Annotated in this window: 24 protein-coding genes; 12 read left to right on the forward strand and 12 right to left on the reverse strand. The window is 74.6% G+C overall.

The features are described 5' to 3' along the window. Positions 1-37 precede the first annotated feature (37 nt). Positions 38-1,555 (reverse strand): acetolactate synthase large subunit, encoded by a 1,518-nt coding sequence (locus ASG41_RS07475; RefSeq protein ID WP_056292121.1) that lies wholly within the window; start codon positions 1,553-1,555, stop codon positions 38-40. Positions 1,556-1,649: 94 nt separating this feature from the next. On the opposite strand from ASG41_RS07475, the gene ASG41_RS07480 reads away from it, so the two are divergent. The 5 genes from ASG41_RS07480 to ASG41_RS07500 all read left to right on the forward strand — a co-directional run bounded on the left by ASG41_RS07480 (position 1,650) and on the right by ASG41_RS07500 (position 5,626). Continuing rightward, positions 1,650-1,964 carry an EthD family reductase gene (locus tag ASG41_RS07480; protein ID WP_056292125.1) on the forward strand — a complete coding sequence of 105 codons (315 nt, stop codon included), beginning with the start codon at positions 1,650-1,652 and terminating at the stop codon, positions 1,962-1,964. A gap of 81 nt (positions 1,965-2,045) precedes the next feature. Continuing rightward, positions 2,046-2,861, forward strand: a complete 816-nt coding sequence (locus ASG41_RS07485; RefSeq protein WP_056292128.1) for a formate/nitrite transporter family protein — start codon at positions 2,046-2,048, stop codon at positions 2,859-2,861. Between the two features lie 16 nt (positions 2,862-2,877). Beyond that, the gene (locus ASG41_RS07490; protein WP_056292131.1) at positions 2,878-3,576 is read left to right on the forward strand and encodes a DUF6308 family protein; all 699 of its coding nucleotides are present in this window, start codon (positions 2,878-2,880) and stop codon (positions 3,574-3,576) included. A gap of 4 nt (positions 3,577-3,580) precedes the next feature. After that, positions 3,581-4,540 (forward strand): SDR family NAD(P)-dependent oxidoreductase, encoded by a 960-nt coding sequence (locus ASG41_RS07495; RefSeq protein ID WP_056292135.1) that lies wholly within the window; start codon positions 3,581-3,583, stop codon positions 4,538-4,540. Between the two features lie 54 nt (positions 4,541-4,594). Then, on the forward strand, positions 4,595-5,626 hold the full coding sequence (locus ASG41_RS07500) for a glutathione S-transferase family protein (RefSeq protein ID WP_056292138.1): 1,032 nt from the start codon (positions 4,595-4,597) through the stop codon (positions 5,624-5,626). 3 nt (positions 5,627-5,629) lie between these two features. Here the strand turns inward: ASG41_RS07500 and ASG41_RS07505 are convergent, their stop codons facing one another. Next, entirely contained in the window at positions 5,630-6,379 is a 750-nt protein-coding gene (locus tag ASG41_RS07505; protein ID WP_056292141.1) for an IclR family transcriptional regulator, read from the reverse strand. Beyond that, positions 6,376-7,833, reverse strand: a complete 1,458-nt coding sequence (locus ASG41_RS07510; RefSeq protein ID WP_056292144.1) for an APC family permease — start codon at positions 7,831-7,833, stop codon at positions 6,376-6,378. The genes ASG41_RS07505 and ASG41_RS07510 overlap by 4 nt, the downstream gene beginning before the upstream one ends. Positions 7,834-8,068: 235 nt before the next feature. On the opposite strand from ASG41_RS07510, the gene ASG41_RS07515 reads away from it, so the two are divergent. The 4 genes from ASG41_RS07515 to ASG41_RS07530 all read left to right on the forward strand — a co-directional run bounded on the left by ASG41_RS07515 (position 8,069) and on the right by ASG41_RS07530 (position 13,324). Further along, a complete protein-coding gene (locus ASG41_RS07515) occupies positions 8,069-9,550 on the forward strand; it encodes an APC family permease (RefSeq protein WP_056292147.1) in 1,482 nt (493 codons plus the stop codon). Between the two features lie 11 nt (positions 9,551-9,561). Continuing rightward, on the forward strand, positions 9,562-11,466 hold the full coding sequence (locus ASG41_RS07520; RefSeq protein WP_056292150.1) for a primary-amine oxidase: 1,905 nt from the start codon (positions 9,562-9,564) through the stop codon (positions 11,464-11,466). Further along, complete coding sequence (locus ASG41_RS07525) at positions 11,463-11,843, forward strand: hypothetical protein (RefSeq protein WP_056292154.1); 381 nt, start codon at positions 11,463-11,465, stop codon at positions 11,841-11,843. The genes ASG41_RS07520 and ASG41_RS07525 overlap by 4 nt, the downstream gene beginning before the upstream one ends. 293 nt (positions 11,844-12,136) lie before the next feature. Continuing rightward, the gene (locus tag ASG41_RS07530) at positions 12,137-13,324 is read left to right on the forward strand and encodes a hypothetical protein (RefSeq protein ID WP_056292157.1); all 1,188 of its coding nucleotides are present in this window, start codon (positions 12,137-12,139) and stop codon (positions 13,322-13,324) included. Between the two features lie 29 nt (positions 13,325-13,353). Here the strand turns inward: ASG41_RS07530 and ASG41_RS07535 are convergent, their stop codons facing one another. Further along, the gene (locus ASG41_RS07535) at positions 13,354-14,007 is read right to left on the reverse strand and encodes a hypothetical protein (protein ID WP_056292159.1); all 654 of its coding nucleotides are present in this window, start codon (positions 14,005-14,007) and stop codon (positions 13,354-13,356) included. A 53-nt stretch (positions 14,008-14,060) separates the two neighbouring features. Here ASG41_RS07535 and ASG41_RS25205 point away from each other — a divergent pair, with 53 nt between their 5' ends. Then, positions 14,061-14,825, forward strand: a complete 765-nt coding sequence (locus ASG41_RS25205; protein WP_157519171.1) for an SseB family protein — start codon at positions 14,061-14,063, stop codon at positions 14,823-14,825. A 24-nt stretch (positions 14,826-14,849) separates the two neighbouring features. Here ASG41_RS25205 and ASG41_RS07545 read toward each other — a convergent pair whose 3' ends face one another. After that, positions 14,850-15,209 (reverse strand): hypothetical protein, encoded by a 360-nt coding sequence (locus ASG41_RS07545; RefSeq protein WP_157519173.1) that lies wholly within the window; start codon positions 15,207-15,209, stop codon positions 14,850-14,852. Between the two features lie 142 nt (positions 15,210-15,351). Between ASG41_RS07545 and ASG41_RS07550 the strand changes: the two genes are divergently transcribed. Both ASG41_RS07550 and ASG41_RS07555 read left to right on the forward strand, forming a co-directional pair. Then, complete coding sequence (locus ASG41_RS07550; protein ID WP_056292167.1) at positions 15,352-16,179, forward strand: DUF1206 domain-containing protein; 828 nt, start codon at positions 15,352-15,354, stop codon at positions 16,177-16,179. Beyond that, positions 16,176-17,066 (forward strand): DUF1206 domain-containing protein, encoded by an 891-nt coding sequence (locus tag ASG41_RS07555; protein ID WP_235564608.1) that lies wholly within the window; start codon positions 16,176-16,178, stop codon positions 17,064-17,066. Before ASG41_RS07550 ends, ASG41_RS07555 begins: the two co-directional genes overlap by 4 nt. 275 nt (positions 17,067-17,341) lie before the next feature. Here ASG41_RS07555 and ASG41_RS07560 read toward each other — a convergent pair whose 3' ends face one another. From ASG41_RS07560 to ASG41_RS07590, 7 genes are all read right to left on the reverse strand, one after another. Beyond that, positions 17,342-18,664: an ABC transporter substrate-binding protein gene (locus tag ASG41_RS07560; RefSeq protein WP_056292170.1), complete on the reverse strand. Its 1,323-nt coding sequence runs from the start codon at positions 18,662-18,664 to the stop codon at positions 17,342-17,344. 139 nt (positions 18,665-18,803) lie between these two features. After that, positions 18,804-19,982, reverse strand: coding sequence for a branched-chain amino acid ABC transporter permease (locus ASG41_RS07565; protein WP_200938780.1), 1,179 nt, complete (start codon positions 19,980-19,982; stop codon positions 18,804-18,806). 37 nt (positions 19,983-20,019) lie between these two features. Further along, positions 20,020-20,907: a branched-chain amino acid ABC transporter permease gene (locus tag ASG41_RS07570; RefSeq protein ID WP_056292182.1), complete on the reverse strand. Its 888-nt coding sequence runs from the start codon at positions 20,905-20,907 to the stop codon at positions 20,020-20,022. Further along, a complete protein-coding gene (locus tag ASG41_RS07575; RefSeq protein ID WP_056292186.1) occupies positions 20,904-22,784 on the reverse strand; it encodes a long-chain fatty acid--CoA ligase in 1,881 nt (626 codons plus the stop codon). The genes ASG41_RS07570 and ASG41_RS07575 overlap by 4 nt, the downstream gene beginning before the upstream one ends. After that, positions 22,781-23,623: an ABC transporter ATP-binding protein gene (locus ASG41_RS07580; RefSeq protein WP_056292189.1), complete on the reverse strand. Its 843-nt coding sequence runs from the start codon at positions 23,621-23,623 to the stop codon at positions 22,781-22,783. Before ASG41_RS07580 ends, ASG41_RS07575 begins: the two co-directional genes overlap by 4 nt. Then, positions 23,620-24,405: an ABC transporter ATP-binding protein gene (locus tag ASG41_RS07585; RefSeq protein WP_056292190.1), complete on the reverse strand. Its 786-nt coding sequence runs from the start codon at positions 24,403-24,405 to the stop codon at positions 23,620-23,622. The genes ASG41_RS07580 and ASG41_RS07585 overlap by 4 nt, the downstream gene beginning before the upstream one ends. Before the next feature lie 207 nt (positions 24,406-24,612). Beyond that, positions 24,613-25,539 (reverse strand): alpha/beta hydrolase, encoded by a 927-nt coding sequence (locus tag ASG41_RS07590; RefSeq protein WP_056292194.1) that lies wholly within the window; start codon positions 25,537-25,539, stop codon positions 24,613-24,615. Positions 25,540-25,542 lie beyond the last annotated feature (3 nt).

The following is a 25,542-nucleotide window of genomic DNA, read 5'->3' on the forward strand; positions in this document are numbered from 1 at the left end:
CACCGACCCTAGGGCCGCGCGGACGCTGAGACCAGCATCACCTCAGGACGGCGTCGACCAGGTGCGGGCCCGGCTCGGCGAACGCCCGGCGCAGCGCGTCGGCGAGCTCCGGGCCGGTCGTCACCCGCTCACCCGGCACGCCCATCCCGGCGGCGAGCGCGACGAAGTCCAGCGACGGCGACCCCAGGTCCAGCAGCCGGCCGGCACGCTCGCCACCCGCGGTGGCCCCCACGTTCTCCAGCTCACCGGCCAGGATCGCGTAGGCCCCGTTGTCGCAGACCAGCACGGTGACGTCGAGCTGCTCGCGGGCCATCGTCCACAACGCCTGCACGGTGTACATGGCCGAGCCGTCGGCCTGCACCGCGAGCACCGGCCGGTCCGGGCAGGCCACCGCCGCACCGACCGCCATCGGCAGGCCGTCGCCGATCGCCCCACCGGTCAACGACAGCACGTCGTGCCGGGCCGCCCCCGCCGTGGCCGGGAACAGCGCGGGACCACTGGTCAGCGACTCGTCGACGAGCACCGCGTCCGCGGGCAGCACGGCGGCGACGACGGCGGCCAGCACCTCCGGGTCCAGCGCCCGGTCCGGCACCTCGGGGACGGCGGGCTGGGCCAGCACCGGGTCCCCGCCCACCTCGTCGGCCAGCGCGGTGAGCGCGGCCAGCGCCGACTCCCCCGGCTCGGTGAGCACGTCCACCCGGCAGCCCTCGGGCACGAAGGACCCGGGCACGTCGGGGTAGGCGAAGAAGGCCACCGGGGCGGGGGCGCCGACCAGCACCAGCTGCCGGACGCCGTCCAGCGCGGCCAGCGCCGGCCCCGGCGGGTAGGGCAGCTTGGGGACGTCGGGCAGCCCGGCGCCGCGCGCCATCCGGGCCGGGAACGTCTGGGCCATCAGCCGCGCCCCGGTGCCGGCGGCGACCCGGGCGGCCGCGTGCAGGGACTCGGCGGTGAGCGCGTCCCCGCCCAGGAAGAGCACCGTGTCCCGGTCCAGCGTGCCCGCCAGCGCGGTCGGGTCGGGCACCTGCGGGCGGGCCCGCCGCCGGAGCGCCACGCCGGGCGAGGCGCCGCGGGACCAGGAGACGTCGGCGGGCAGCACCAGGGTGGCCACCTGGCCACGGCCGGCGGCGGTGACCGCGTCGGCGACGTCGTCCCCGACCGTGCCGGGGGTCAGCGAGCGGCGGAGCCAGCCGACCGCGCCGGCCAGCGCGTCGAGGTCGGACTCCAGCGGGGCGTCCAGCCGCTTGTGGGCCAGCGCGTGGTCACCGACGACGACCACCACCGGGGCCCCGCCGCGGCGGGCGTTGTGCAGGTTGGCCCAGCCGTTGGCGAACCCCGGGCCCAGGTGCAGCAGGGTGGCCGCCGGCCGCCCGGCCATCCGCGCGTACCCGTCGGCGGCCCCGGTGGCCACGCCCTCGAAGAGCGTCAGCACCGCCCGCATCTCCGGGACGTCGTCGAGCGCCGCCACGAAGTGCATCTCCGAGGTGCCCGGGTTGGCGAAGCACACGTCGACCCCGGCGTCGACGAGCGTGCGGATGACTGCCTGGGCACCGTTCACGCCTCGCACCCTGGCACCTGGCCGGGCCGCCCGCGCGGTGGTCTGATCAGCGCAGGGGCCGGCACCGACGCCGGCCCGGAGACCGGAGGTACCCGTGACCCACCGCCTGCTCGTGACCTACGGCCAGCCCACCGACCCGGCCGCCTTCGACACGCACTACCGGGACGTGCACGCCGGCCTGGCCCAGGCGATCCCGGGCCTCGTCCGGTTCAGCACCGGGCACGCCGAGACGATGGACGGCTCGCCGTCCCCGGCCTACCTGGTCGCCGAGCTGGACTTCGAGTCCGCCGAGGCGATGGCGTCCGGGATGGGCTCGGAGGCCGGGCGGGCGGCCGGTGCCGACGTCGCCACCTTCGCCTCCGGCGGGGCGACGATGGTGCACTTCGACGTCGCCGAGGTCGCGGTCTGAGCTGCCGCCCGCCCCGGCAACGCCGGGGCGGGCGTGCCCCGGAGCGCACCGGGTAGGGGCCCGGCCGACCCTGGAGGCCCCATGAGCGACACCCGTCGCGAGCTCGGCAGCACCGACGACCCGGTCGAGGACGAACTGGGCGACGCGTTCGACGCGATCGTCAGCGAGGGCGCCCAGCGCCTGCACCGGACCTGGCGCGAGGTGCTCACCACCGGCCTGGCCGGCGGCCTCGAGGTGGGCACCGGCGTCCTGGCGCTGCTGGCCGTGCTGGCCGAGACCGACAGCCACCTGCTGGCCGGACTGGCGTTCAGCATCGGCTTCATCGCCCTGCTGCTGGCCCGCAGCGAGCTGTTCACCGAGGGCTTCCTGGTCCCGGTCACCGCGGTCGCCGCCAAGCGGGCGAGCGGGGCGCAGCTGGCCGAGCTGTGGAGCGGCACGCTGGTCGCCAACCTCGCCGGCGGCTGGCTGGTCATGTGGCTGGTCGTGCAGGCCTTCCCGGACCTGCACGCCACCGCGGTGGAGTCCGCGGTGCACGTCGTGGACGCCCCGCTGGACCTGCGGTCGGTGTGCCTGGCGGTGCTGGCCGGCAGCACCCTCACGCTGATGACCCGGATGCAGCACGGCACCACCTCCGACGGCGCCAAGATCGTCGCGGCGGTCGCCGGGGCGTTCGTGCTGGCCGGGCTGCAGCTGTTCCACTCGGTGCTGGACAGCCTGCTGGTCTTCGCCGCGCTCATCGCCGGCGCCCCGTTCGGCTACGGAGACTGGCTGGCCTGGTTCTGGTACACCGCCCTGGGCAACACCGCGGGCGGGCTGCTCGTGGTCACGCTGCTGCGGCTGGTGCGCAGCAAGGACCTGCTGCAGCAGGAGCGGGCCGAGGTCGACGCCGGCCGCTGAGGAGGACGATCAGGGGGTGGCCGCCGACCTCGTCCTGCCCAGCGCCGGGCCCGACCCGCTCCCGGCCGCGGTCGCCCGCGCCGCGGTGCGCGGCTACCAGCAGGGACGGCGCCCGCTGTGGTTCCGCCCACCGGGCACCCGGGAGGGCCGTTGGGTGCAGCTGCCCGCGTTCGGCTGGGCCCGCTTCGACCAGGCCCCGACCGGCACGGACGACGCCGACCTGCTGGCCGCCGAGGGCCTGCACGGCCGGCTGGACCCGGCGGGCTGGGCCGCCGCGACCGACGCGCTCACCGGGCTGCGACCCCGGGTGGACGCAGCCGTCGACCGGGCCGCGGGACGGTCCTTCGAGCAGCTCCCGCCCGACGAGCTCTCGGTCCTCGGCGAGCCCGGCACGGTCGGCGCCGCGTTGCGCGGGGTGCAGCGCGAGCCGCTGTACCCCCACGTCAGCGCCGCCCTGCACCACCGGCACCCGGGTCTCCTGCCGCATGTGGACCGGGTGACCCGGCTGCAGCTGCTGCCGCACGTGGAGGAGGGCGACAGCGACCTGCACGCCGTCGTCCACCGGGAGCTGCAGGCCAACGCCGCGGCCTTCGCCGAGCTGTCCGGCGACACCGGGCTGACCCCGCTGCGGCTGCACGACGTGCTGGTCTGGCTGGCCGGCAGCCTGCGGCTGACCCACGCCGTCGCGCTCGGCGGGGGCCCGGGGGACAGTTGAGCCCATGCCCCTGATCAGCACGCAGTTCGACGCCACCAGCACCGCCCTCGACGTCGTCGCCGGGCACGACCTCACCGGCCGCCGCGCGGTCGTCACCGGCGGTGGGTCCGGGATCGGCGTGGAGACCGTGCGCGCCCTGGCCGCCGCGGGCGCCGAGGTCACCATCGCCGTCCGCGACCCCGAGCAGGGGGCGGCCGCCGCGCAGGACGTCGTGGGCACGACGGGCAACACCACGCTGCGGGTCGCCCGGCTGGACCTGCTGGACCTGGACTCGGTCGCGGCGTTCGTCGCCGACTGGGACGGCCCGCTGGACCTGCTGGTCGACAACGCCGGCGTCATGGCGCTGCCCGCCCTGACCCTCACCGACCGCGGCTGGGAGACCCAGTTCGCCACCAACCACCTGGGCCACTTCGCGCTCACCACCGGCCTGCACGGCGCGCTGGCCGCCGCCGACGGCGCCCGCGTCGTGTCGGTGTCCTCCGCGGGCCACCTGCGCTCCCCCGTGCACTTCGACGACCTCCACTTCGCCCGGCGCGAGTACGACGCCTGGGCGGCCTACGGCCAGTCCAAGACGGCCAACGTGCTGATGGCCGTGGAGGCCACCCGCCGCTGGGCCGACGACGGCATCGTGGCCAACGCGCTGATGCCCGGCGGGATCATGACCAACCTGCAGCGCCACGTCTCCGCAGAGGTCGTCGAGGGCTGGGAGAAGGCCGACCGCGAGGGCACGATCACCCTGAAGACCCCCGCCCAGGGCGCCGCGACGACGCTGGTCGCCGCCGTCGCCCCGGAGTTCGCCACCGGCGGGCACTACCTGGAGGACTGCGTCGAGGCCCCGACGGTCGCCGACGACGCCACCGGCGTGCGGGCCGGGGTCCGCGAGTACGCCCTGGACCCCGGGAACGCGCAGCGGCTGTGGGAGGTCAGCGAGGAGCACCTCGCCCAGCGCCCCGACGCCGACTGAGCCCGTTCCCGGACTCGACCTGCAGGTCCGCGCGTCATCGCGCAGGCTGGGCCGGTGAGCAACGAGAAGGGCTACGTCGAGCCCGGGAAGTCCTTCGAGCGCGACACCAACTACATCCCCGACCGGATCCTGGCCGATGGGTCGCAGGGCTGGCCCGTGGCGGCCGACCGGTACCGCCTCGTCGTCGCCCGGGCCTGCCCGTGGGCGAACCGGGCGACCATCGTGCGCCGGCTGCTGGGCCTGGAGTCCGCGTTCTCGATGGGGATCTGCGGGCCCACGCACGACCAGCGGTCCTGGACCTTCGACCTGGACCCCGGCGGCCGGGACCCGGTGCTGGGCTACGAGCGGCTGCAGGAGGCCTTCTTCGCCCGTGACCCGGAGTACCCGCGCGGCATCACCGTGCCGGCGATGGTCGACCTGCCGACCGGGGCGGTGGTCACCAACGACTTCGCGCAGATGACGTTGGACTTCTCCACCGAGTGGACGGCGTTCCACCGCGACGGCGCCCCCGACCTCTACCCCGAGCACCTGCGGGACGAGATGGACGACGTCATGAAGCGGGTGTTCACCGAGATCAACAACGGTGTCTACCGCTGCGGGTTCGCCGGCTCCCAGGAGTCCTACGCCAGCGCCTACGACCGGCTGTTCACCGCGCTGGACTGGGTCAGCGAGCGGCTGGAGACCCGCCGCTACCTGATGGGCGACACGATCACCGAGGCCGACGTCCGGCTGTTCACCACGCTGGCCCGCTTCGACGCCGTCTACCACGGCCACTTCAAGTGCAACCGGACCAAGCTGACCGAGATGCCGGTGCTGTGGGGCTACGCCCGGGACCTGTTCCAGACCCCGGGGTTCGGCGACACCACCGACTTCCCGCAGATCAAGCGGCACTACTACGTGGTGCACGCCGACATCAACCCGACGCAGATCGTCCCGGTCGGGCCGGACACCTCGGTGTGGCTGACCCCGCACGGGCGCGCGGAGCTGGGCGGCTCGCCGTTCGGCGACGGCACCCCGCCCGGGCCGGTGGCCGCGGGCGAGGAGGTCCCGGAGTCCGAGGGCGCCGGGGGCTCCACCTCGTACTGAGGCTCAGTCCAGCAGCGGGGCCAGGGCGGCGGCGCACTCCTGCGCCGCCGCCAGGTACTCCACCGGCACGACGCCGCGGGCCGAGCTGACCGCGACCGCGGCGACCAGCAGGCCGGTGGCCCCGCGCACGGGCACCGCGAGGCACGCGACCCCCTCGTGCAGCTGACCGCTCTGCCCGGCCCAGCCGTGCGCCCGCACCTGACCCAGGCAGGCCTCGACGTCGGCGGGGCGGGTCGGGGTGGCAGCGGTGAGCGCGACCAGCCGGCCCGGGTGGTGCACCGCGTCCCGCCAGTCGTCCTCCTCGGCCAGCACCAGGTGGCCGACGGCGGTGGCGTGCAGGTGGCCCTCGACGAGGCCCACCGAGGCCAGCGGCAGGTCGGGGTCGACGTCCGCGCAGCGCAGCGTGGCCCCGGCGACCAGCACCAGGTGGACGCCGGCCCGGACCTGCCCGCGCAGGCCGCCGAGGACGTCGCGGGCCGCCGTCGGGACCCGGGCGGGGGCGATGGCGCCGGCCAGCCCGGCGACCTTGGCGCCGAGCGCGAAGCCGTGCAGGTCGGGGAGCCGGACCAGGTACTCCTCGCCGACCAGCAGGTTCAGCAGCCGGTACGTGGTGGCCGGGGGCATGCCGAGGGCCTCGGCGACCTCCTTGGCGTTGACCCCGGCACCGGCCCGGGCCACCTCCTCCAGCACGGCCAGCGCCGAGCGCACCGCCTGGGGCTGGCGGCCGGTGACACCGCGGTCGACGTCGGTCACCGCCGCACCCCCTGCCCGGGCAGCAGCGAGGACGCCGTCGCCTGGTCGTAGACGCCGACCCGGGCCAGCCGCTCGGGCGCCCGCCGCGCCAGCACCGCCCACAGCACCGGTCCGGGCAGCCAGGCCACGGCGAAGACCACGACCATCGCGCCGCTGCCGGCCCACGACGCCCCTGCCAGCGCGACCACCAGCACCCCGCTGGCCAGCGCGGCGGCCGTCACCCCGCCCGCGAGCGCCGGCCGGGTGAGCTCGCCGATCCGGTGCAGGAACAGCGGCATCGCGGCGGCGGCCAGGGCGTAGGCCAGCACGTAGCCCAGCGCCGAGACGGTCAACGAGGCCGCCAGCACGTCCCGGGCCCGGGCACCGCTGCCCAGCGCGACCGCGGGCACCCCGACCAGCACGGGCAGCACGACCGCCAGCGCGACCGCCGGGGTGCTGAAGCGGCGGTGCGTGCGCCCCAGCGCCCGGGGCAGCACGCCCTCCCGCGACATCGAGAACAGCACCCGGGACAGCGCGTTGGTGGAGCCGGTGACGCAGGCGAAGAACGAGGCCGCGATGCCGGCGTCCAGCAGCCGGGACAGCGCGCCGAGACCCTCGGCGTCGGCGAGCCGGGCGACCGGCACGTCGCTGGTGAGCACCTCCACCGGGGCCGCGCTCAGCAGGACGACCTGGGCCAGCCCGGCCGCCAGGAACAGCACGCCCGCGGCGACCGGCGTCCACAACACCGCCCGGGGGACGACGACCAGCGGCCGGCGGGCCTCCACGCCCAGGGTGGCCGCGCTCTCGAAGCCCATGAAGGCGGCCACCGCCAGCACCACCCCGGTCGCCACCCCACCGGCGGTCACCGGGCCCTCCACGACGGCGGCACCGGTGCCGGTGCCGCCGTCGTGGGCCACCAGCAGCACCCCGAGGACGACGACGACCACCGCGACCGAGACGACCTCCAGGGCCAGCGCGACGCGCGCGGACAGCCGGATGCCGCGCACCGTGGTCAGCGTGGCCAGCGCCCCGATGCCCAGCGCGAGCAGGGCCGGCGACCAGCCCGTCGGCGGCAGGCCGGTGGCCGAGGTCAGGTAGGCGACCGAGCCGACCAGGGCGGACACCGCCACCGCCGCGTAGCCCACGACCAGAGCCCACCCGGCCAGCAGCGCACCACCGGGGCCCAGGCCCTTGGCCGTGTAGCTGTAGACCCCGCCGACGGCGGCCATCCGGCGGGCGAAGTGGGTCAGGCACCAGCCGACCAGCACCACCAGCGCCGTCCCGGCCAGCATGACCGGCAGCGTGGCCGCGCCGGCCTGCACCATGACGATGGAGGGCACCGCGACCACGGCGGCCGAGGGGGCCAGCGCGCTCACCGACTGGGCGAGCACCTCCGCGACGCTCAGCCCGCGCCGGCGCAGACCCGCTACGGGCGAGCGGACGGGGAGCTCACCGAGCGGAGCACGCTGGGTCACGGTCCTCCTCCGGGCGGCACGGCGACGACCCGGGGGCAGCCGGGTGGAGGCGCAGCGTAGCCAGCCCGGGGCGCGGACAGGTGTCCCCCAGCGTGTCCCCGAATGAGAATCACCGGGCCCCGCCGTCCCGTTCGGTGTCACGGGGATGTTGCGCACAGATGACGGGCGTGTAACCGGGGTCACGCCTGGGAGGGCCAGTCTCGGCAGCCACCACCCGCCGTCCCCGAGGAGCCCCGTGTCCACCGTCTCCGACCCCGCTCCCCCACCGACGACGTCCTCCGGTGACGGCCCCGGGGGCCACCGGCTCACCGGGAAGCTGGGCGTCGGCGCCATCGTCTTCATGGTGGTCGCCGCGGCCGCGCCGCTGACCGTCGTCGCCGGCACCGTGCCCATCGGCATCGCCGCCGGCAACGGACCCGGCTTCCCGGCCAGCTACCTGGTGTCGGCGATCGTGCTCGGGTTCTTCGCCGTCGGCTTCACCGCGATGACCCGGCACGTGCCGAACGCCGGCGCCTTCTACTCCTACGTCGGCGTCGGCCTGGGCCGCGGCTGGGGCCTGGGCAGCGCCCTCGTGGCCCTGGTCAGCTACGTGACCGTGCAGGGCGCCGTCTACGGCTACCTCGGCTTCGCCCTGGGTGGGCTGGTCGAGTCCTACGGCGGGCCGTCGCTGCCCTGGTGGCTGTGGACCTTCGTCGTCCTCGCCGTCACCGGGCTGCTCGGCTTCCGGCACATCGAGCTGTCCTCCAAGGTCCTCGGGGTCCTGCTGGTCGCCGAGGTCGCCATCGTGCTGGTCCTCGACGCCGTGGTCGTCGGGAAGGGGGGCACCGAGGAGGGCCTGTCGACGGCGTTCCTGACGCCCTCGGAGGTGCTGTCCGGCGCACCCGGCCTGGGCCTGATGTTCGCCATCGCCGGGTTCATCGGCTTCGAGGCCACCGCGATCTTCCGCGACGAGGCCCGCGACCCCGACCGGACCATCCCGCGGGCCACCTACGCGGCACTGGCCATCATCGGCGTCTTCTACACCGTCAGCGCGTGGGCAGTGGTGAGCGCCTGGGGCGACAGCCAGGTGGTCGCCGTCGCCGCGGCCGACCCCGGCAACATGCTCGTCGTCACCGCCCAGGAGTACCTGGGCACCGCCGCCGGCGACGTGCTGCAGGTCCTGTTCATCACCAGCCTGTTCGCCGCGGTGCTCAGCTTCCACAACGTGCTCAGCCGGTACTTCTTCTCCCTGGGCAACACCGGCGTGGTGCCGGCCTCCTTCGGCCGCAGCCACCCCCGGCACTCCTCGCCGCACGTCGCCTCGCTGGTCACCAGCGTCGTCGGCGCCGCCGTGATGGCGGTCAGCGCGATCGCCGGGCTGGACCCGGTGCTGGAGGTCTTCACCTGGCTCGCCGGGATCGCCAGCGTCGGGATCGTCGCGCTGATGCTGCTGGCCTGCGTCGCGGTCCTGGTCTTCTTCCGGCGCACCGGGGTGGACCGCCGGCCGTGGCAGACCCTGGTCGCGCCCGTCCTGGGGGTCGTCGGGCTGACCGCGATCCTCGTGCTGCTGGTGGAGAACCTGCCGCTGCTGATGGGCGGCTCGACCGCCCTGGGCATCAGCGCCGGCGTCCTGCTGCTCGTCGCCCTCGCCGCCGGGTTCGTCCTGGCGAAGGCCCGCCCGTCCGCCGCCCGTGACCTCGTCCGCGCCACCCGCGCGGACGCCGCCCCGCAGATCTGAGGAGACCAGCGATGACCACCACCGAGAACCGCACCGCCACCCACCCCCTGTCCCGGATGACCGCCGAGGAGATCGAGATCGCCCGCGCGCTGGTCACCGAGGCCGGCTTGGTGCAGCCCAGCACCGTGTTCGTCTACGTCGGCCTGGCCGAGCCGCACCGGCGCGACGTGCAGGAGTTCACCCCCGGCAGCCCGGTCGAGCGCCGGCTGCGCCTGCTGCTGCTGGACCGGGCCACCGGGGACGGCCGCGACGTGCTGGTGTCCGTCACCGGCGGCACCGTCGTCCTCGACACCGAGATCGACGGGGTGGCCGACGGGCAGCTGCCGATCACCGACACCGAGTTCGAGGCCATCGAGCCGATCCTGGCCGCCGATGCGGGCTGGGTCGCCGCGATGGCCAAGCGCGGGCTGGACGTCGCCGACGTCCGGGCCGTCCCGCTGTCCGCCGGCTCGTACTACCCGGAGGAGCACGGGCACCGCGTCGTCCGGGTGCTCGGCTTCCACCAGGCCGACCCCGACGACCTGCCCTGGGCGCACCCCGTGGACGGCGTCGTGGCCTACGTCGACATCACCCGCGGCGTGACGACGGCGGTGCACGACCACTTCGACCTGCCGGTCCCCGCCGAGCGGGTGTCCCTGGAGGGCACCCCGCGCGACCTCAAGCCGATCGAGATCACCCAGCCGCAGGGCCGCTCGTTCACCGTCGAGGACGACGTCGTCCGCTGGGCCGGCTGGGAGTTCCGCGTGGGCTTCGACGTCCGCGAGGGGCTGACGATCAACCAGCTCTCCATCGACGGCCGGTCGGTGGTGCACCGCGCCTCGATCGCCGAGATGGTCGTGCCCTACGCCGACCCGTCACCGGTCCGGTTCTGGCAGAACTACTTCGACACCGGCGAGTACCTCTTCGCCCGCTACACCAACAGCCTGGAGCTGGGCTGCGACTGTCTGGGCGACATCCAGTACTTCGACGCCACCATCGCCGACGAGACCGGCGCCCCGCGGGTGATGCGCAACGCGATCTGCCTGCACGAGGAGGACTTCGGCGTGGGCTGGAAGCACACCGACCTGTTCACCGGGATGGCCGAGACCCGGCGCTCGCGGCGGCTGGTGATCAGCTTCTTCACCACGATCGGCAACTACGACTACGGCTTCTACTGGTACCTCTACACCGACGGCACCATCCAGCTGGAGTCCAAGGCGACCGGCGTGGTGTTCACCTCGGCCTACCGCGGCGAGGAGCACCCCTACGCCACCGAGATCGCCCCGGGCCTGGGTGCCCCGTTCCACCAGCACCTGTTCTCCGCCCGGCTGGACATGGCCGTGGACGCCGCCGACGGCTCGGGCAACACCGTGCACGAGGTGGACGCCGTCCGGGTGCCGATCAGCGACACCAACCCCCACGGCAACGCCTTCACCCGCTCGCTGACCCCGATCACCCGGGAGTCCGAGGGCGGCCGGCTCACCGACGCCACCAAGGGCCGGACCTGGCACGTGGTCAACCCGGGCAAGACCAACCGGCTCGGCCAGCCGGTGGGCTACGCGCTGCACCCGGAGAACGCGCCGGTGCTGCTCGCCGACGAGGGGAGCTCCATCCACCAGCGCGCGACGTTCTCCACGAGGTCGCTGTGGGTCACCGGGTACGACCCGGCCGAGCGCTACCCGGCCGGTGACTTCGTGAACCAGCACCCCGGTGCCGCCGGGATCCCGGCGTTCATCGAGGGCGACGCCCCGCTGGAGGACACCGACGTCGTCCTCTGGCACACCTTCGGGCTCACCCACTTCCCACGCCCGGAGGACTGGCCGGTCATGCCCACCGACTACGCCGGCTTCGTGCTCAAGCCGGTCGGCTTCTTCGACCAGAACCCGGCGCTGGGGGTGCCCGCCTCGACGTCCTCGCACTGCGCGGGCCAGGGGTGAGCGCCCTCGGGGTCGCCCCCCGCGTCCTGCCGCTGGGCCAGGCCGCCGCCGTCCTGGCGGTCGGCTCGGCGGGGGTGCACCTGGCCCTCGCGGGGTCCGGCGATCTGTCGGCGCTGGCGATGGCGCTGATGGCGCTGGTCTGCCTGCCGTGCTCGCTGCACCTGTGGCGGGCGCCGACGGCCTCGGTCTGGGGGCTCACCGCACTGGTCGACCTCGGGATGCTGGCCGTGCACCTGCCGATGGTGGTCGGGACGGGCCACGCCGGGATGCACGGGGCACACACGGCGGCCTCCGGGCCCTCGGCCCTGGTCGTGGGCGGCCTGGTGCTGGTCGGCGGTCAGCTGCTGCTGGCCGGGACGGCGCTGCTGCGCCGCTGAGGTGGTGTGGAGGTGGGCCCGCCGCGGTGCGGGTCCACCTCCCGCGGCGTCAGTGCCGGGTGGTGCCGCACTCGGTGCAGCGCTTGCGGTGCACCTCGTTGGTGGTGGGGCAGTTGGCGCAGGTCCAGGCGCCGCGCTCGAGCGTGCGTACGGCCACGGGGTCCCCCTGGGGGTCGACGTCGGGTGTGACGTGCACGACGGTAGGCACTCGTCATGACGAATCGGTGAACCCACGGTTGCGATCCGGCGCCGTCCGCCCCGCGGGTCGCCCCCGGGCCAGCGAGGATGGGCCCATGCGCCGACCCCCGCTCCTGCTCCTGGCCGGCGTGCTGCCGCTGACCGCCTGCACCTCCTTCGCCGCCTCGAGCCCCGCCGCGAGCACCCCGTCCGGCTCGTCGGCGACGACGACCGCGACCCCCACGACCCCCACGACGCCCGCGGGCGACCTCGAGGTCCTCGACGAGACCGACCTGGGCACGGCCGCCACCGGCGTGACGGCCGCGCGGGTCGTCGTGTCCCCGGACGGCACGCCCACCACGCTCGTCGTCAGTGCCTCGACCTCCGCCGTCCGCACCGGGGGCACCACCACGCTGGTGGAGGGCACCGTGCTGGCCGACCTCGTCGCCACCGCCCGGGGCACCGTCGCGGTCACCCTCACCGCGGAGGCCGCACCCACCGACCCGGTGCTCGGCGTGCTGCCGCTCGCCGCTGCCGAGGCACCCAACGGCGACGGCGTCACCGCCGCCCCGGTCCCGCTGTCCCCCGAGCAGACCGCCCCCCGCGGGCTCCCCGTCTTCGCGGCCCTGTCCCCGGGCGGCGACGTGCTCTACGTGCTGGCCGAGTCCACCGACGCCGTCGGCGCCACCGTCTACGCCGTCGACCCGACCACCGGTGCCCTGCAGGACTCCGCCGAGGTGGACACCGGCTTCACCGACGTCACCGCACTGGCCCTGGGCGGCCTGGCCGTGACCGGGGACGGCGACCTCGTCGTCGGGCTGAGCCTGGACAGCGACGACCCGCTGGCCGGCGGCGGCACGGCCGCGCCGCTGCTGCGCCTGGACGCCGACCTGCGGCCCAGCGGCGTCCCGGTCGACACCCAGGAGGGCGCCGAGCGCGCCGAGGTCCTCGCGGTGACCGCCGACGCCGGCGGCGGCCCGCTGGCCGTGGTCTCCGACGCCCGGTCGGGCCTGCGGCTCGTCGACCCCGACCTGGACGCCGGCACCACCACCGACGAGCAGGTCGCCGGGGCGGACGTGGCCACCCGCGCAGGCTCGCTGGCCGCGGACGCCGACCGGGCGGTGGTCGCGCTGCTGGACCAGGAGCAGCCCACGGTCGCCGTGGTGCCCTCCGACGGGTCGCCGGCCACCACCCTGCAGCTGTGCGCCGACGCCGGGGACGCGCTGTCCGTCAGTACGACCGGGGACGGGTTCGTCGTCCTCGGGACCTGCGACGGGGCGACGGTGCTCTGGACGCTGGGCTGAGCCGCCTCACCCTGGGTCGTACCGAGGGGTCAGATGCGCTGCAGGCCGCCGCAGCCGCCGGCACCGCACGCACAGCCGCCGCACCCGGCGGGGGCGGCCGGGGCGGGACGACGGGAGAGCCGCAGGGTGCTGACCGCGGCCACGCCGGTCGCGACACCCAGCACCAGGACGGCGACGGCCACCGCGACGGTCGCGACCTGGGGCAGCCAGCCCGGACCGGCGAGCACGGCACCGGCGACCACCGCGGCCGCGACCACCGCGACGAGGACCCCGACCCGCACCCGGCGGGCACCGGCGCGCGCGACCATCGCACCCAGCGCGAGGGCGGCGAGCACCACGAACGTCCAGCCGGCGACGGCAGCACCCAACAGCGAGAGGCCCAGGCCGACCAGGCCCAGCCACAGCGCGCCGGCGCCCACGACCGCGCCCTGCCGGTCGACGCGACCGGCCCGCGCGCCCCGCAGCGCGGCCGCCCCACGGGCCACGCCGACCAGGCCGAGCCCGGCCAGCAGCACCCGCGGACCGCCGTCGGCCCACACCACCGCGACGACGGCCAGCAGCACCAGGAACGCGCCCTGGACCGCGAGCCAGGGCCAGGCCCGGCCGGCCTGCTCGGGGGTGACCGGCGCGGTGGCTGCGGTCGCGCGCGCGGAGGCAGACGTACTCGAGGCAGACGTACTCACCCGGCCAGTGTCCCCCATGGCAGGTCGCTCCCGGCGGGGCAGACTGGGTGACGATGCGAACCCCCGACGACGCAGACGCGGTGCGCAACGTGCCGGCCCAGCAGGCCCTGGCCGCCTTCGCCGCCCACCGCGACCGGCAGCACTGGGTGCTCGCCGTCCGCACCCTGCTGCAGGGCCGGTTGCTCACCGACGTGACCCAGGCCGTGCGCGACCCCGAGGACGGCACCCCGGCCTCGGTCAGCGGCGGCCGGACCACCGGCGGGGTGCCCGTGGTGTTCGCCTACACCGACCTGTCCGCCGTCGTGGCGCACACCGGGGTGGCCCGGCCCGACGTCGCCCCGGTCACCGCGGTGGGGGCCTTGCAGCTGGCGGCCGCCGCCGGTCCCGGCACCGGTCTCGCCGTCGACCCGGCCGGCGCCGGCCTGGTGGTCGACCCGGCCGAGCTCGCCGCGGTGCTGCGCAGCCACCGGAACGGCCCGGTCAAGGAGGCCCTCGTCCTGGGCGACCGCGACCTGCTGCTGCGGGTGCTGGCGGCCCAGCTGGCCGGCGACGCGGTCCTGCTGGAGGCGGTGACCGCGCCCACCCCCAGCGCCCCGGTGGTGACCACGCACCTGCCCGACGGGCGGGCCGCGGCCCTGGCGTTCAGCTCCGCACTGGAGGTCGAGGCCGTGCTGCCGGGGTCGGCCTCCGCCGTCCGGCCGCTGCGGGCGTACCTGGAGCACCTGCTGGCCGTCGGGCGGCCGGGGCTCGTCCTGGACCCGGCCGGGCCGTCGGTGACGGTGACCCCGGACGAGCTGCGCCGGGTCCTGGGGGCCTGAGGGCCACCCGGACCCACCCGGACCTCAGCCCCGGCGGCGCTGCTCGTCCAGGCGGCGGTCGGCCGGTGAACGGACGTCGACGGTGGACTGCGGGGTGCGTTCGGTCGCCGCGTGCCGGGTGCAGGCAGCGAGCGCGTCGAGCTCGTTGGCGTCGTCCCGGCGGCCGCTGCTGTGCAACCACCGACCGGTCGCCTCGTCCCCGCGCACGGTGACCGCGATGGGGCCCTGGGACCACGGCACCGCGTAGGACAGCCCGGCACCGATGTCGTCGATGACCCCGGCGACCGGGCGCGGCGACCAGTCCTGGTGGGCTCCACCGCACAGGTCGGTGACCCGCCCCTCGCCATCGCGGTGACAGGTGAACACGAAGCGCGTGGATCGCACGGGGTCCTCGGGACTGGGGGGCGGTGCCACCCGACCGGGCGACGTGTCCACTGTCCCACCCCGGCCCGCCCGTCGCCGGGCGGCTGGGTGCCCGCTGTGCCACGCTCGCCCACGGCACGGGGCCGTTCGAGGAGGACCACAGATGAGTGCCCAGCAGTCGGCCCAGCGCGCCGCGTCGTCGAACACCCTGGAGCGCCTGGCGCGGGTCGGCCTGATCGCCTACGGCGTCGTCCACCTGCTCATCGCCTGGCTCGCCCTCCAGCTGGCCTGGGGCGGCGGCGGTGGCGAGGCCTCGCAGTCCGGCGCCATGCAGACCCTCGCCCAGGAGCCCTACGGCACGCCGCTGCTGTGGGTCCTCGGGCTGGGCCTCATCGCCCTCGCGCTGTGGCAGGCCGGGTCGGTGCTGGCCTTCGTCGGCCGGCTCGGCGGCGGCGGTGACGCGAAGAAGAAGGCCGTCACCGGCATCGTCAAGTGCGTCGCCAAGGTCGTCGTCTACGGCTTCCTGGCCTTCACCGCGCTCCGGTTCGCCACCGGCAGCGGCTCCTCCAGCTCCGACCAGCAGCAGCAGACGACGTCCGGGGTCTTCGCCCTGCCCGGCGGCCGCTACCTGGTGGGCATCGCCGCCCTGGTCGTCATCGGCGTCGGCGTCTACCAGGTGGTCAAGGGCGTGCAGGCCTCCTTCATGAAGGAGATCGACACCTCCGAGGCCTCCGGCTCGCAGGTCCGGGTCGTCCGGCGGCTGGGCCAGGTCGGGTACGTCGCCAAGGGCATCGCCTTCGTCGTCGTCGGTGGCCTGCTGGCCTACGCCGCGATCACGTTCGACGCCTCGGAGTCCACCGGGCTGGACGGCGCCATGCGCACCATCCTCGACGCCCCCTTCGGCACGTGGCTGCTCACCCTGGTCGCGCTGGGCATCGCCGCGTTCGGCGTCTTCTGCTTCGCCCGCGCCCGCTGGCCCCAGCGCACGTGAGCCCCCGGCTCCACCCCGGGGTGCTCCCCCGGGTCCTGGACCGGGTGCGCACCGCCGTCGCGCACGCCCGCGAGGTCACCGACCACCCCTGGCTGGAGCGGCTGGCCCGCGTCGGGCTGGTCGCCTACGCGGTCATGCACTTCACCATCGCCTGGCTGGCGTTCACCGTCGCCTGGCGGATCGACCCCGACGCGGCCGACGCCGACCAGGCCGGCGCCCTGAGCACCCTGGGCTCCAGCCCGGGCGGGCTGCTGCTGCTGTGGGTGCTGGGCCTGGGGCTGCTGAGCCTGGCCGTCTGGCAGGCCGGTGAGGTGCTCCGCTGGTGGACCGGGCTGCTGGACCCCGACCACCGCCTCCGCGCTGCGTTCGTCTGCATCAAGTGCCTGGCCAAGGCCACCGTCTACGGGGCGTTCGGGCTGCTCGCGCTGGTGTTCGCCGTCGGCGCCGAGTACGACGCCGCGGAGAACACCCAGGAGCTCACCGACGACGTCCTCGGCGTCCCGCTGGGCAACTGGCTGGTCGGCGCCGCTGGCCTCGTCGTCATCGGTGTCGGCGGCTACCTGGTGGTCCGCGGGGTCACCGGCGGCTTCATGAAGGACGTCGACCTGCACGCCGCCCCGGACCGGTACGAGCCGACCATCGAGGGCCTGGGCCGGGTCGGCTACCTCGCCAAGGGCGCCGCCTTCGCCGTCGCCGGCGGCCTGCTGGTCTTCGCCGCCGTCACCTCCGACGTGGCGACGGCGACCGGCCTGGACGGGGCGGTCAACGCCATCGGCGCCGTCCCCACCGGGCAGTGGCTGCTGACCGCGGTCGCCCTGGGCTTCGCCGCGTTCGGCGTCTACGCCCTGGCCCGCGCCCGCTACCCCGACCGCGACCCCAGCAGCTGAGGCTGCGGCGCAGGCGGTCCGCTGCTACCCCCGCCCGTCCCCGGCGGCAGCAGCGCGCACCCGTGCCACCTGCGCGCGCCGACACGGCCCTCGACCTCCCGTCACCCGCCCGGGCGCGCACCCGCGGCGGGAGTGCGCGCCTGCGCGCGCCGACGGTCCGCTCCCCCGGCCTGGGCACGCAGCCACACCACCCCGGCGCGCCGCCGCCGCCGCACAGCACAGCGGCCGGCCTCCCCGAGGGGAGACCGGCCGTCGTGGTGGTGCGGACCGGGGCGTCAGCCCAGGTCGACCTCCTCGTAGCAGGGGCCGGTGAACTCGTAGCCCTCGGCGGTCGAGCCCTCCAGGTCGGCCTCGGCCACGGTGACGCCGGTGGAGGCGTCCGCGCTGACGTCGGAGAGCTGGGTGGTGCGGACCGCAGCGGCGTCCCCGCCGTTGGCGTAGTTGCCCGAGCCCTCGGGCAGGATGCCCTCGTAGTCCACGGACTCCAGCGCGGCCGAGGCCTCGGCCAGACCGGCGCGGGTGAGGTCGCCGTTCTCCGCGGCCGCCTCGAGCGCGGCCTTCATCGGGTAGGACCAGACCCAGCCCGACAGGAAGAACTCGTTGGGCGTGGTGTCGCCGGCGGCCTCACGCATGGCCTCGTGGCCCGGGGTCTCGGTGTCCCAGGGACCCCACGGCCCGAGCAGCTGGTAGGCCGCGGTCAGCGCCGGGGCGGCCGGGCTCTGCAGCAGGGCGACGTTCCAGGTGGGCGAGGAGCCCAGGAAGCGGCCCTGGAAGCCGGCGGCGACGGACTGGCCGACGATCGTGGCCATGTCGGCCGGGCCGGTCGAGACGACGACGACGTCGGGGGCCTGGTCGACGATGGCGGCGACGGCGGCCGACTGGTTGTCGGTGCCGGCGGTCGTCTCGACGTTGGCGAACTCCAGGCCGTTGGCCTCGGCCGCGACCGAGGCACCGGCGGCGGCGTCCCCGCCGTAGTCACCGGCGTAGTGCACGGCCATCACCGACTCCGCGGAGTAGGTCTCGGCCGCGTAATCGACGCCGTTCATGGCCTCGGCGCAGTAGGTCGGGCCGGACTCCAGGATGACGTCCTGGAAGAGGTACAGCGACGTCCAGCCGGCGGGTGCGGCGACGATGTCCTCGGCGGCCAGGTCCTCCACGATGGAGGCGGTGGGGGGCGAGCCGAGGGTCTGCGCCAGGCCCAGGATGTCGGGCTTGATCTCCTGGTACACCTGGTTGGTGACCTGCGGGTTGTACTGGTTGTCCCGCACGTACTCGCTGACGTCCACGTCGTAGCCACCGATGCCGCCGGCCTCGTTGACCCGGGCCCAGAACGCCTCCTGGCCCGCGACGATCGTCGGGCCGGCCGCGGCGAAGGGGCCGACGGTGAGGTCGGACAGGGTGCCCAGGTAGATGCACCCGTTGTCCGGGTTCACCGCCTCGGGGCAGGCCTCGCTGGTGACGCCGACGTCGGTGGCGATGCCGCCCTCGCCGCCGCCGTCACCCGGGTCCTCGCTGCCGCCGCGGCAGCCCGCGGCGAAGACGGCGAGACCGGCCAGGGAGGCCGCCGCCACCCGCCGGCGTGTCGTGGTGCTGCTCATCTGTCGTGCTCCCTTCGTGCCGGCGTCGGTGCCGGTCGGGTGACCCTCCCGGCGTCGTCGCCGAGAGGGAGTTCAGGGGCGGCCCCGTCGCAGGGTCCCGCGGCGTGCGGAGCACGTCGCGGGGGGCGAGGGGGTCCTTCTAGTAGGAGAAGGGCCAGGACTTCCAGTAGTTCCGGGCTCGGACCCACACGCCGAACAGGCCGCGGGGTTCGAAGATCAGGAAGGCCACGATGAGCAACCCGTAGAGCAGCGTCTCCACCTGGAAGACGTTGGGGAACTCGGTGGCCGAGGAGGAGAGGAAGGGCAGGTACTCCGGCAGCTCGCGGGTCAGCCGCGGCAGGATCGCGATGAAGTAGGCGCCCATGATCGAGCCGGAGATCGTGGCGACCCCGCCGATGAGCACCATCGCGACGAACTGCACGCTGACCAGCAGCCCGAACGAGCTGGGGTCCAGGTAGCCCGAGATCGAGTACAGCAGCGCCCCGGCGCAACCGGCGTAGAAGCCGGAGATGACGAACGCCAGCCGCTTGGCCTTGCGGACGTCGACGCCGGTGACCTCCGCGGCGATGTCCCGGTCGCGGACGGCGGCGAAGCTGCGGCCGATGGCCGAGCGGGCGATGTTGCGCCCCAGCAGCGCGAAGAGCACCAGCAGCCCGGTCATCAGCAGGTACAGCTGCTGGTCGGCGGAGAAGGACGCCGTGCTGCGGGACAGGTCCACCCCGAACAGCACCGGGTCCGCGGCCGGGCGGCCCACGCCGACGCCGCCGGTGACGGCGTCCCACTCGCGGAAGACGTGCTCGCCGAGGAAGACCAGGCCCAGGGTGACGATGGCGAGGTACAGCCCGCGCAGCCGGGAGGCCAGCGGGGAGACGACCAGCCCGACCAGTGCTGCCATGGCGCCACCGGCCAGCAGCCACACCGGCAGGAACGTGATGCCGAACCCGTAGAGGTCCTCGTCGCCGGTCTCGCCGCTGACCACGGCCGCGGTGTAGGCCCCGATGCCCAGGAAGAAGGCGTGGCCCAGGCTGACCTGCCCGGCGTACCCGGTGACCAGGTTCAGCCCGATCGCGCCGATGGCCAGCACGGCGCCGGTGGCCAGCAGCCGCAGCAGGTCGTCCTCCAGGACGAAGGGCAGCAGCAGCGCCAGCACCATCAGCACGCCGAGGGCGGCCTTCTTGGCACCGGTGTTGAGCAGCGCCATGTCCTGGCCGTAGCCGGTGTAGAGCGCCGGGCGGCCCCAGGGCCGGCGGCCCTTGGCACCCGGTGCGGCGGAGCGCGACGGCGACGTCGTCGTCGGCCGGTCGTCGGTGGTGGTCACGCGGTCCCCCCGGGGAGCGTCAGGGTCAGGTGGGCGGTCACACGCGTTCCACTTCTCGGGTGCCGAAGAGGCCGTAGGGCTTCACCAGCAGCACGACCAGCAGCAGCACGTAGGGCGAGACGAGGGAGAAGTTCTGGCCCAGCCAGGGCAGGTACTCGCCCTGGTAGGTGGCGAAGAAGGACTCCACGACGCCGACCAGCAGACCGCCCACGACGGCGCCCTCGATGGAGTCCAGGCCGCCGATGATGATCGCCGGCAGCGCCTTGAGCGCGATGACCCAGGTGGACTGGTCCACGCCACCACCGGCACCGACGAAGGCCCCGGCGACCGCGGCGAGACCGCCGGCCATCGCCCAGGACAGGGCGGTCATGGCACCGACCGAGACCCCCTGCACCAGCGCCGTCTCCTGGTCCAGCGAGGCGGCACGCATGGCCAGGCCGTAGCGGCTGTAGCGGAAGAAGGCGAACAGCGCGCCGACGACCACGACCAGCACGACGACCATCGCGATGTAGCGCTCCTGGATCGGGAGCCCGGCCACGCTCACCGTGTCCAGCCCCCACGGGTCACCGACGTTGCGGACGTCGGTGCCGATGAAGACGTTCACCACGACCCGGATCGCGATGTCCAGGCCCAGGGTGATGATCGCGACGACGAACACCGGCCGGCCGATCATCGGCCGGATGGTGGTGCGCTCCAGGCCCAGTCCCAGGGCGGCGATGCCCAGCGCGGCCAGCGGCACGGCGAGGTAGAAGCCGACCGGTCCGGCCAGGTAGGAGACGAGCACCGCACCGGCCAGCATGAGCGCCGGCTGGGCGAAGCTGATCACCTTGGAGGACTTGTAGATGATCACGAAGCTGACCGCGAGCATCGCGTAGACCGAGCCGAAGCCCAGCCCGCGGATGGTGGTCAGCAGGACGTCCCTCATCGGGCGGCACCTCTCGTGGCTGCAGCACCGACGTACATCCCCTCGACGAGGGGACCGAAGCGCTCGGCGAGTGCGGAACGACGGACCTTCTGGGTGGCGGTGAGCTCGCCGTCCTCGTGGTCGAGGAGCTTGGGCAGCAGCCGGAACGCCTTGATCTGCTCGACGCTGGCCAGGGTCGCGTTGACCTTGTCCACCTGCTCCTGGACCAGCGCGACGACCTCGGGCTTCTCGGTCAGGTCGCGGTAGGTGGTGAAGGAGATCTTGTGCCGCTGGGCCCAGTCGGAGACGGTGTCGGGCTCGATGCCGATCAACGCCACCAGGTAGGGACGCCGGTCGCCGATGACGACGGCCTCCTTGATCAACGGGCTCACCTTGACCGCGTTCTCGATCTCCGAGGGGGCGATGTTCTTGCCACCGGCGGTGATCAGGATGTCCTTCATCCGGTCGGTGATCCGCAGCCGACCGTCCTCCAGGACGCCGACGTCCCCGGTGTGCAGCCAGCCCTCGGCGTCGACGGCCTCGGCGGTGGCGTCGGGGCGCTGCCAGTAGCCCAGGAAGGTGGCCGGCCCGCGGGTCAGCACCTCACCGGTGCCCTCGGCGATCCGCAGCTCGACCGAGTCGTGCGGCTCCCCCACGGTGCCCAGCCGGATCCGGCCGGGCCGGTTGGCAGTCGCCGACGCGGTGTTCTCCGTCATCCCGTACACCTCGTGCACCGGGACGCCCAGGCCCATGAAGAACTGCAGGACGTCGGTGGCGACGGGGGCGGCACCGCAGCCGGCCCAGCGCACCCGGCGCAGGCCGAGGCGGTCGCGCAGCGCCCGGACGACGAGCACCCAGGCCAGCGCGTGCTGCACCCGGCTGCCCAGGGTGTGCGTGCCGCCGGTGCGGACCAGGGTCTCCCCCACCCGTCGGGCCAGCGCGAGGCCGGCGTTGCCGACGTTGCGCTTGAGCGGGCTGGCCGAGGCCTGCCGCACCTGCACGGTGGCCAGCAGCTTCTCCCAGATCCGCGGGACGGCGAAGAAGAAGGTCGGCTGGATCTCCCGCAGGTTCTCCGGGACGGTGTCGATGGACTCGGCGAAGTTCACCTGGATGCCGGTGGCGGCGTTGTTCCAGGTGGTGAAGATCCGCTCCGCCACGTGGCACAGCGGCAGGTAGGACAGCGTGAGGTCCTTGGGGCCGGCCGGCGGGTCGAGCAGGCCGCCGTCCCCGGTGAAGGAGGCGATGGTGGCCTCGGCGTTGGCCACCGAGAGCATCGCTCCCTTGGGCAGCCCCGTCGTCCCCGAGGTGTAGATCAGGGTCATCAGGTCCCCGGGCGCGGTGGCGGCCAGCGAGCGGTCGACGGCGTCGGGGTGGGCGGCGCGGTGCTCCCGGCCCAGGGCCAGGAAGTCGTCCCAGTGCAGCAGCCGCGGGTCGGTGTAGCGGCCGCGGATGCCGCGGTGCTCCAGGTAGACCAGGTGGCGCAGAGCCGGGGTGCGGTCGGCGACCTCCAGGGCCTTGTCCAGCTGCTCCTGGTCCTCGGCGACCAGCACGACCGCGCCGGAGTCGGCGAGCACGTGCACGACCTCGGCCGCGGGGTTGGTCGGGTAGAGCCCGACGGTCACCGCACCGGCGGCGACGGTGCCGAGGTCGGCGGCCAGCCACTCCCGGCGGTTCTCCGACTGGATGGCCACCCGGTCCCCGCGGTCGACGCCCAGGGCCATCAGCGCGTGGGCGACGTCCTGCACGTCGTCCCAGTACTGCGCCCAGGAGGTCTCCCGCCACAGGCCCAGCTGCTTGCTGCGCATGGCCACGCCGGTCGGCGTCTGCCGGGCCCGGTCGCGGACCCGGGTGACGATGGAGGTGGTGCCCTGCGTCGTGGTGTCGAGGGTGGCCGTCACTGGTCGCCTCCGGTCGGGACGGGCTCGGCGGCGTTCTTCTTGCGCCGGCCGCCGGTGTCGTGGTCCTCGCCCAGGTAGGCCTTGACCACGTCGGGGTTGCGCTGGACCTCGGCGGGGACGCCGGTGGTGATCGGGACGCCGAAGTCGACGACCATGATCCGGTCGGCCAGGTCCATGACCAGGCCCATGTCGTGCTCGACCATGACCATCGAGATGGCCAGCTCGTCGCGGATGTCGAGGATGAACCGGGCCATGTCCTCGGTCTCCTCCAGGTTCATCCCGGCCACCGGCTCGTCGAGCAGCAGCAGGGTGGGCTCCATGGCCAGCGCGCGGCCCAGCTCCACCCGCTTCTGCACGCCGTAGGGCAGCAGGCCCACGGGCATCCGCCGGTAGGGCGCGAGCTCCAGGAAGTCGACGATGTCCTCGACGGCGGCCCGGTCGCGCAGCTCGCTGCGGCGGGCCTTGCCGAACCAGGCCGCGGCGCTGAAGACGCCGTAGGAGACCTGGTGGGCCCGGCCGAGCATGAGGTTGTCGACGACGGTCAGGTTCTCGAAGAGCTCGATGTTCTGGAACGTGCGCGCCAGGCCCTTGCCGGCCAGCACGTGCGGGCGCTGCCCCAGCACGTCCTCGCCGCGGAAGCGCACGCTGCCCTCCTGCGGGCGGTAGACGCCCGAGAGCACGTTGAAGATCGAGGTCTTGCCGGCGCCGTTGGGACCGATGACGGCGAAGAGCTCCTGCTGGCCGACGGTGAAGGAGACCCCGTTGATCGCCGTGACGCCCTTGAACCGCAGGGTGACGTCGGAGACCTCCAGCACGTTCTCGGTGGTCGCGTGCGTCATGAGAGCCACCGCTTCCGGCGCCGGTAGTGCTTCACGTCGCGGAAGCTGCGTTCTGCGCCCTCGGCACCCAGGCCGAGGTAGAACTCCTTGATGTCGTCGTCGTCGAGCAGCTCGGCGGCCGGCTTGTCCATCACCACGCGGCCGTTCTCCAGCACGTAGCCGTGCTCGGAGATCGACAGCGCCATCGAGGCGTTCTGCTCGACCAGCAGCACCGTGGTGCCCTGCTCGTTGATCGTGGTGATCAAGTCGCGGATGTTGGCCACCAGCTGCGGCGCGAGGCCCAGGCTGGGCTCGTCCAGCAGCAGGTAGCGCGGGTTGCTCATCAGCGCGCGGCCCATGGCGAGCATCTGCTGCTCACCGCCGGAGAGGTAGCCGGCAGCCTGGGTGCGGCGCTCGAGCAGTCGGGGGAAGAGCGTGTAGACGCGCTCCAGGTTGGCCGCGCGGTCCTTGGGCTTGGTGTGGGCGCCGACCCGGAGGTTCTCCTCGACGGAGAACTCCCCGAAGACCCGGCGGCCCTCGAGCACCTGGCTGACCCCGCGGGCGACGACCTGCTGGGGGTCGAGGTGGTCGATCCGCTCGCCGTCCAGGGTCACCTGCCCGCGGGTGACGGAGCCGTGGTGGATGTCCAGGAGGCCGGACAGGGCCCGGAGCAGGGTCGTCTTACCGGCGCCGTTGGCGCCCAGGAGGCCCACGACCTGTCCCTCCGGGACCTCGAGGCTCACCCCCCGGAGCACCAGCACGACGTCGTCGTAGACGACCTCGAGGTTGCTGACTGCGAGCACGTGCCGCCCTTCGTCGATGGAGGTGCACGCACCGACGCTGTGAGGTGACTCACGGGGCCGGCGTGAGGCAGGACACTAAGTGCCACCTGTGACAGAGCGGAAGACCCGACGCGCCGTTCGGCATCCGGAGGGGTGTTTCGTTATGCGCCCGTTATCCACGACGGAGTGACGGCACGGGGCCGTCTCGGGTGGAGCACGTGCAGTCGCTCAGCGGACCCCGGGCAGCTCGCGTGCGGCCGCCAGCGCCGTCTCCAGGGCGGCGGCGCAGGCCGGGTCCAGCGCCGTCAGGTGCGCGAACCCGTGCGGGACGCCGGGCAGCTCCAGTGCGGTGACCGCGCCCCCCGCGGCCGCGAGCCCCTCGGCGTAGGCGCGCCCGGAGTCGCGCAGCGCGTCGACGGCGGCGGTCACCACCAGCGCCGGGGGCAGCCCGGCCAGGTCGCCCTCCAGCGGGCTGATCCGCGGGTCGGTGAGCGCGGTGCCGCGCGGCACGTAGGAACGGCTGTAGAAGCCCATGTCGGCCAGTGCCAGGAACGGCGAGGAGCCCCACTCGGCGACCGAGGGCCAGTCGGCGCCGGCCCCCACCGAGGGGTAGAGCAGCAGCTGCGCGGCCGGCTGCGGTCCCCCGGCGTCCCGGAGCAGCTGGCAGGCGACGGCGGCCAGGTTGCCCCCGCCGCTGTCACCGGCCACCACGACCCGTCCGGCGTCCCCGCCCAGCTCACCGGCGTGCGCCAAGGCCCACCGGACAGCAGCCACGACGTCGTCGACGGCGGCCGGGAACGGGTGCTCCGGGGCCCGCCGGAACTCCACGGCCACCACGTCGGCGGACAGCCCCACCGCGAGCCGGGCGACCAGCCCGGCGTACTCGGCGACCGTGCCCACCGTCCAGCCGCCGCCGTGGCAGAACACGACCGTCGCGCCGTCCCGCTGCGCCGGTCGGGTCAGCGTGGCGGCCGGCCCGTCCCCGAGGTCCAGCGCCGTCGTCGTCACCGCGGGGGCGCCGGCCGTGCCGAGGGCGAGCACCTCGGCGAACCGGGCGCGCGCGGCGTCCAGGCCGACCTCGCGTGCCGAGGGGACCAGCAGCGGGCCGAGCCGGTCGGCGAGGGCGTGCAGGTGCGGGGGCAGCGGGGTGGTCACCCC

The sequence above is a fragment of the Modestobacter sp. Leaf380 genome, assembly GCF_001424485.1.
Classification (GTDB): Bacteria; Actinomycetota; Actinomycetes; order Mycobacteriales; family Geodermatophilaceae; genus Klenkia.

What these genes read in the sequence shown, in the direction of transcription:
- ASG41_RS07485 (WP_056292128.1), top strand. Translation starts at nt 2,046, where the DNA reads ATGAGCGACACCCGTCGCGAGCTCGGCAGCACCGACGACCCGGTCGAG.
- ASG41_RS07495 (WP_056292135.1), top strand. Translation starts at nt 3,581, where the DNA reads ATGCCCCTGATCAGCACGCAGTTCGACGCCACCAGCACCGCCCTCGAC.
- ASG41_RS07520 (WP_056292150.1), top strand. Translation starts at nt 9,562, where the DNA reads ATGACCACCACCGAGAACCGCACCGCCACCCACCCCCTGTCCCGGATG.
- ASG41_RS07530 (WP_056292157.1), top strand. Translation starts at nt 12,137, where the DNA reads ATGCGCCGACCCCCGCTCCTGCTCCTGGCCGGCGTGCTGCCGCTGACC.
- ASG41_RS25205 (WP_157519171.1), top strand. Translation starts at nt 14,061, where the DNA reads ATGCGAACCCCCGACGACGCAGACGCGGTGCGCAACGTGCCGGCCCAG.
- ASG41_RS07550 (WP_056292167.1), top strand. Translation starts at nt 15,352, where the DNA reads ATGAGTGCCCAGCAGTCGGCCCAGCGCGCCGCGTCGTCGAACACCCTG.
- ASG41_RS07560 (WP_056292170.1), bottom strand. Translation starts at nt 18,664, where the DNA reads ATGAGCAGCACCACGACACGCCGGCGGGTGGCGGCGGCCTCCCTGGCC.
- ASG41_RS07570 (WP_056292182.1), bottom strand. Translation starts at nt 20,907, where the DNA reads ATGAGGGACGTCCTGCTGACCACCATCCGCGGGCTGGGCTTCGGCTCG.
- ASG41_RS07580 (WP_056292189.1), bottom strand. Translation starts at nt 23,623, where the DNA reads ATGACGCACGCGACCACCGAGAACGTGCTGGAGGTCTCCGACGTCACC.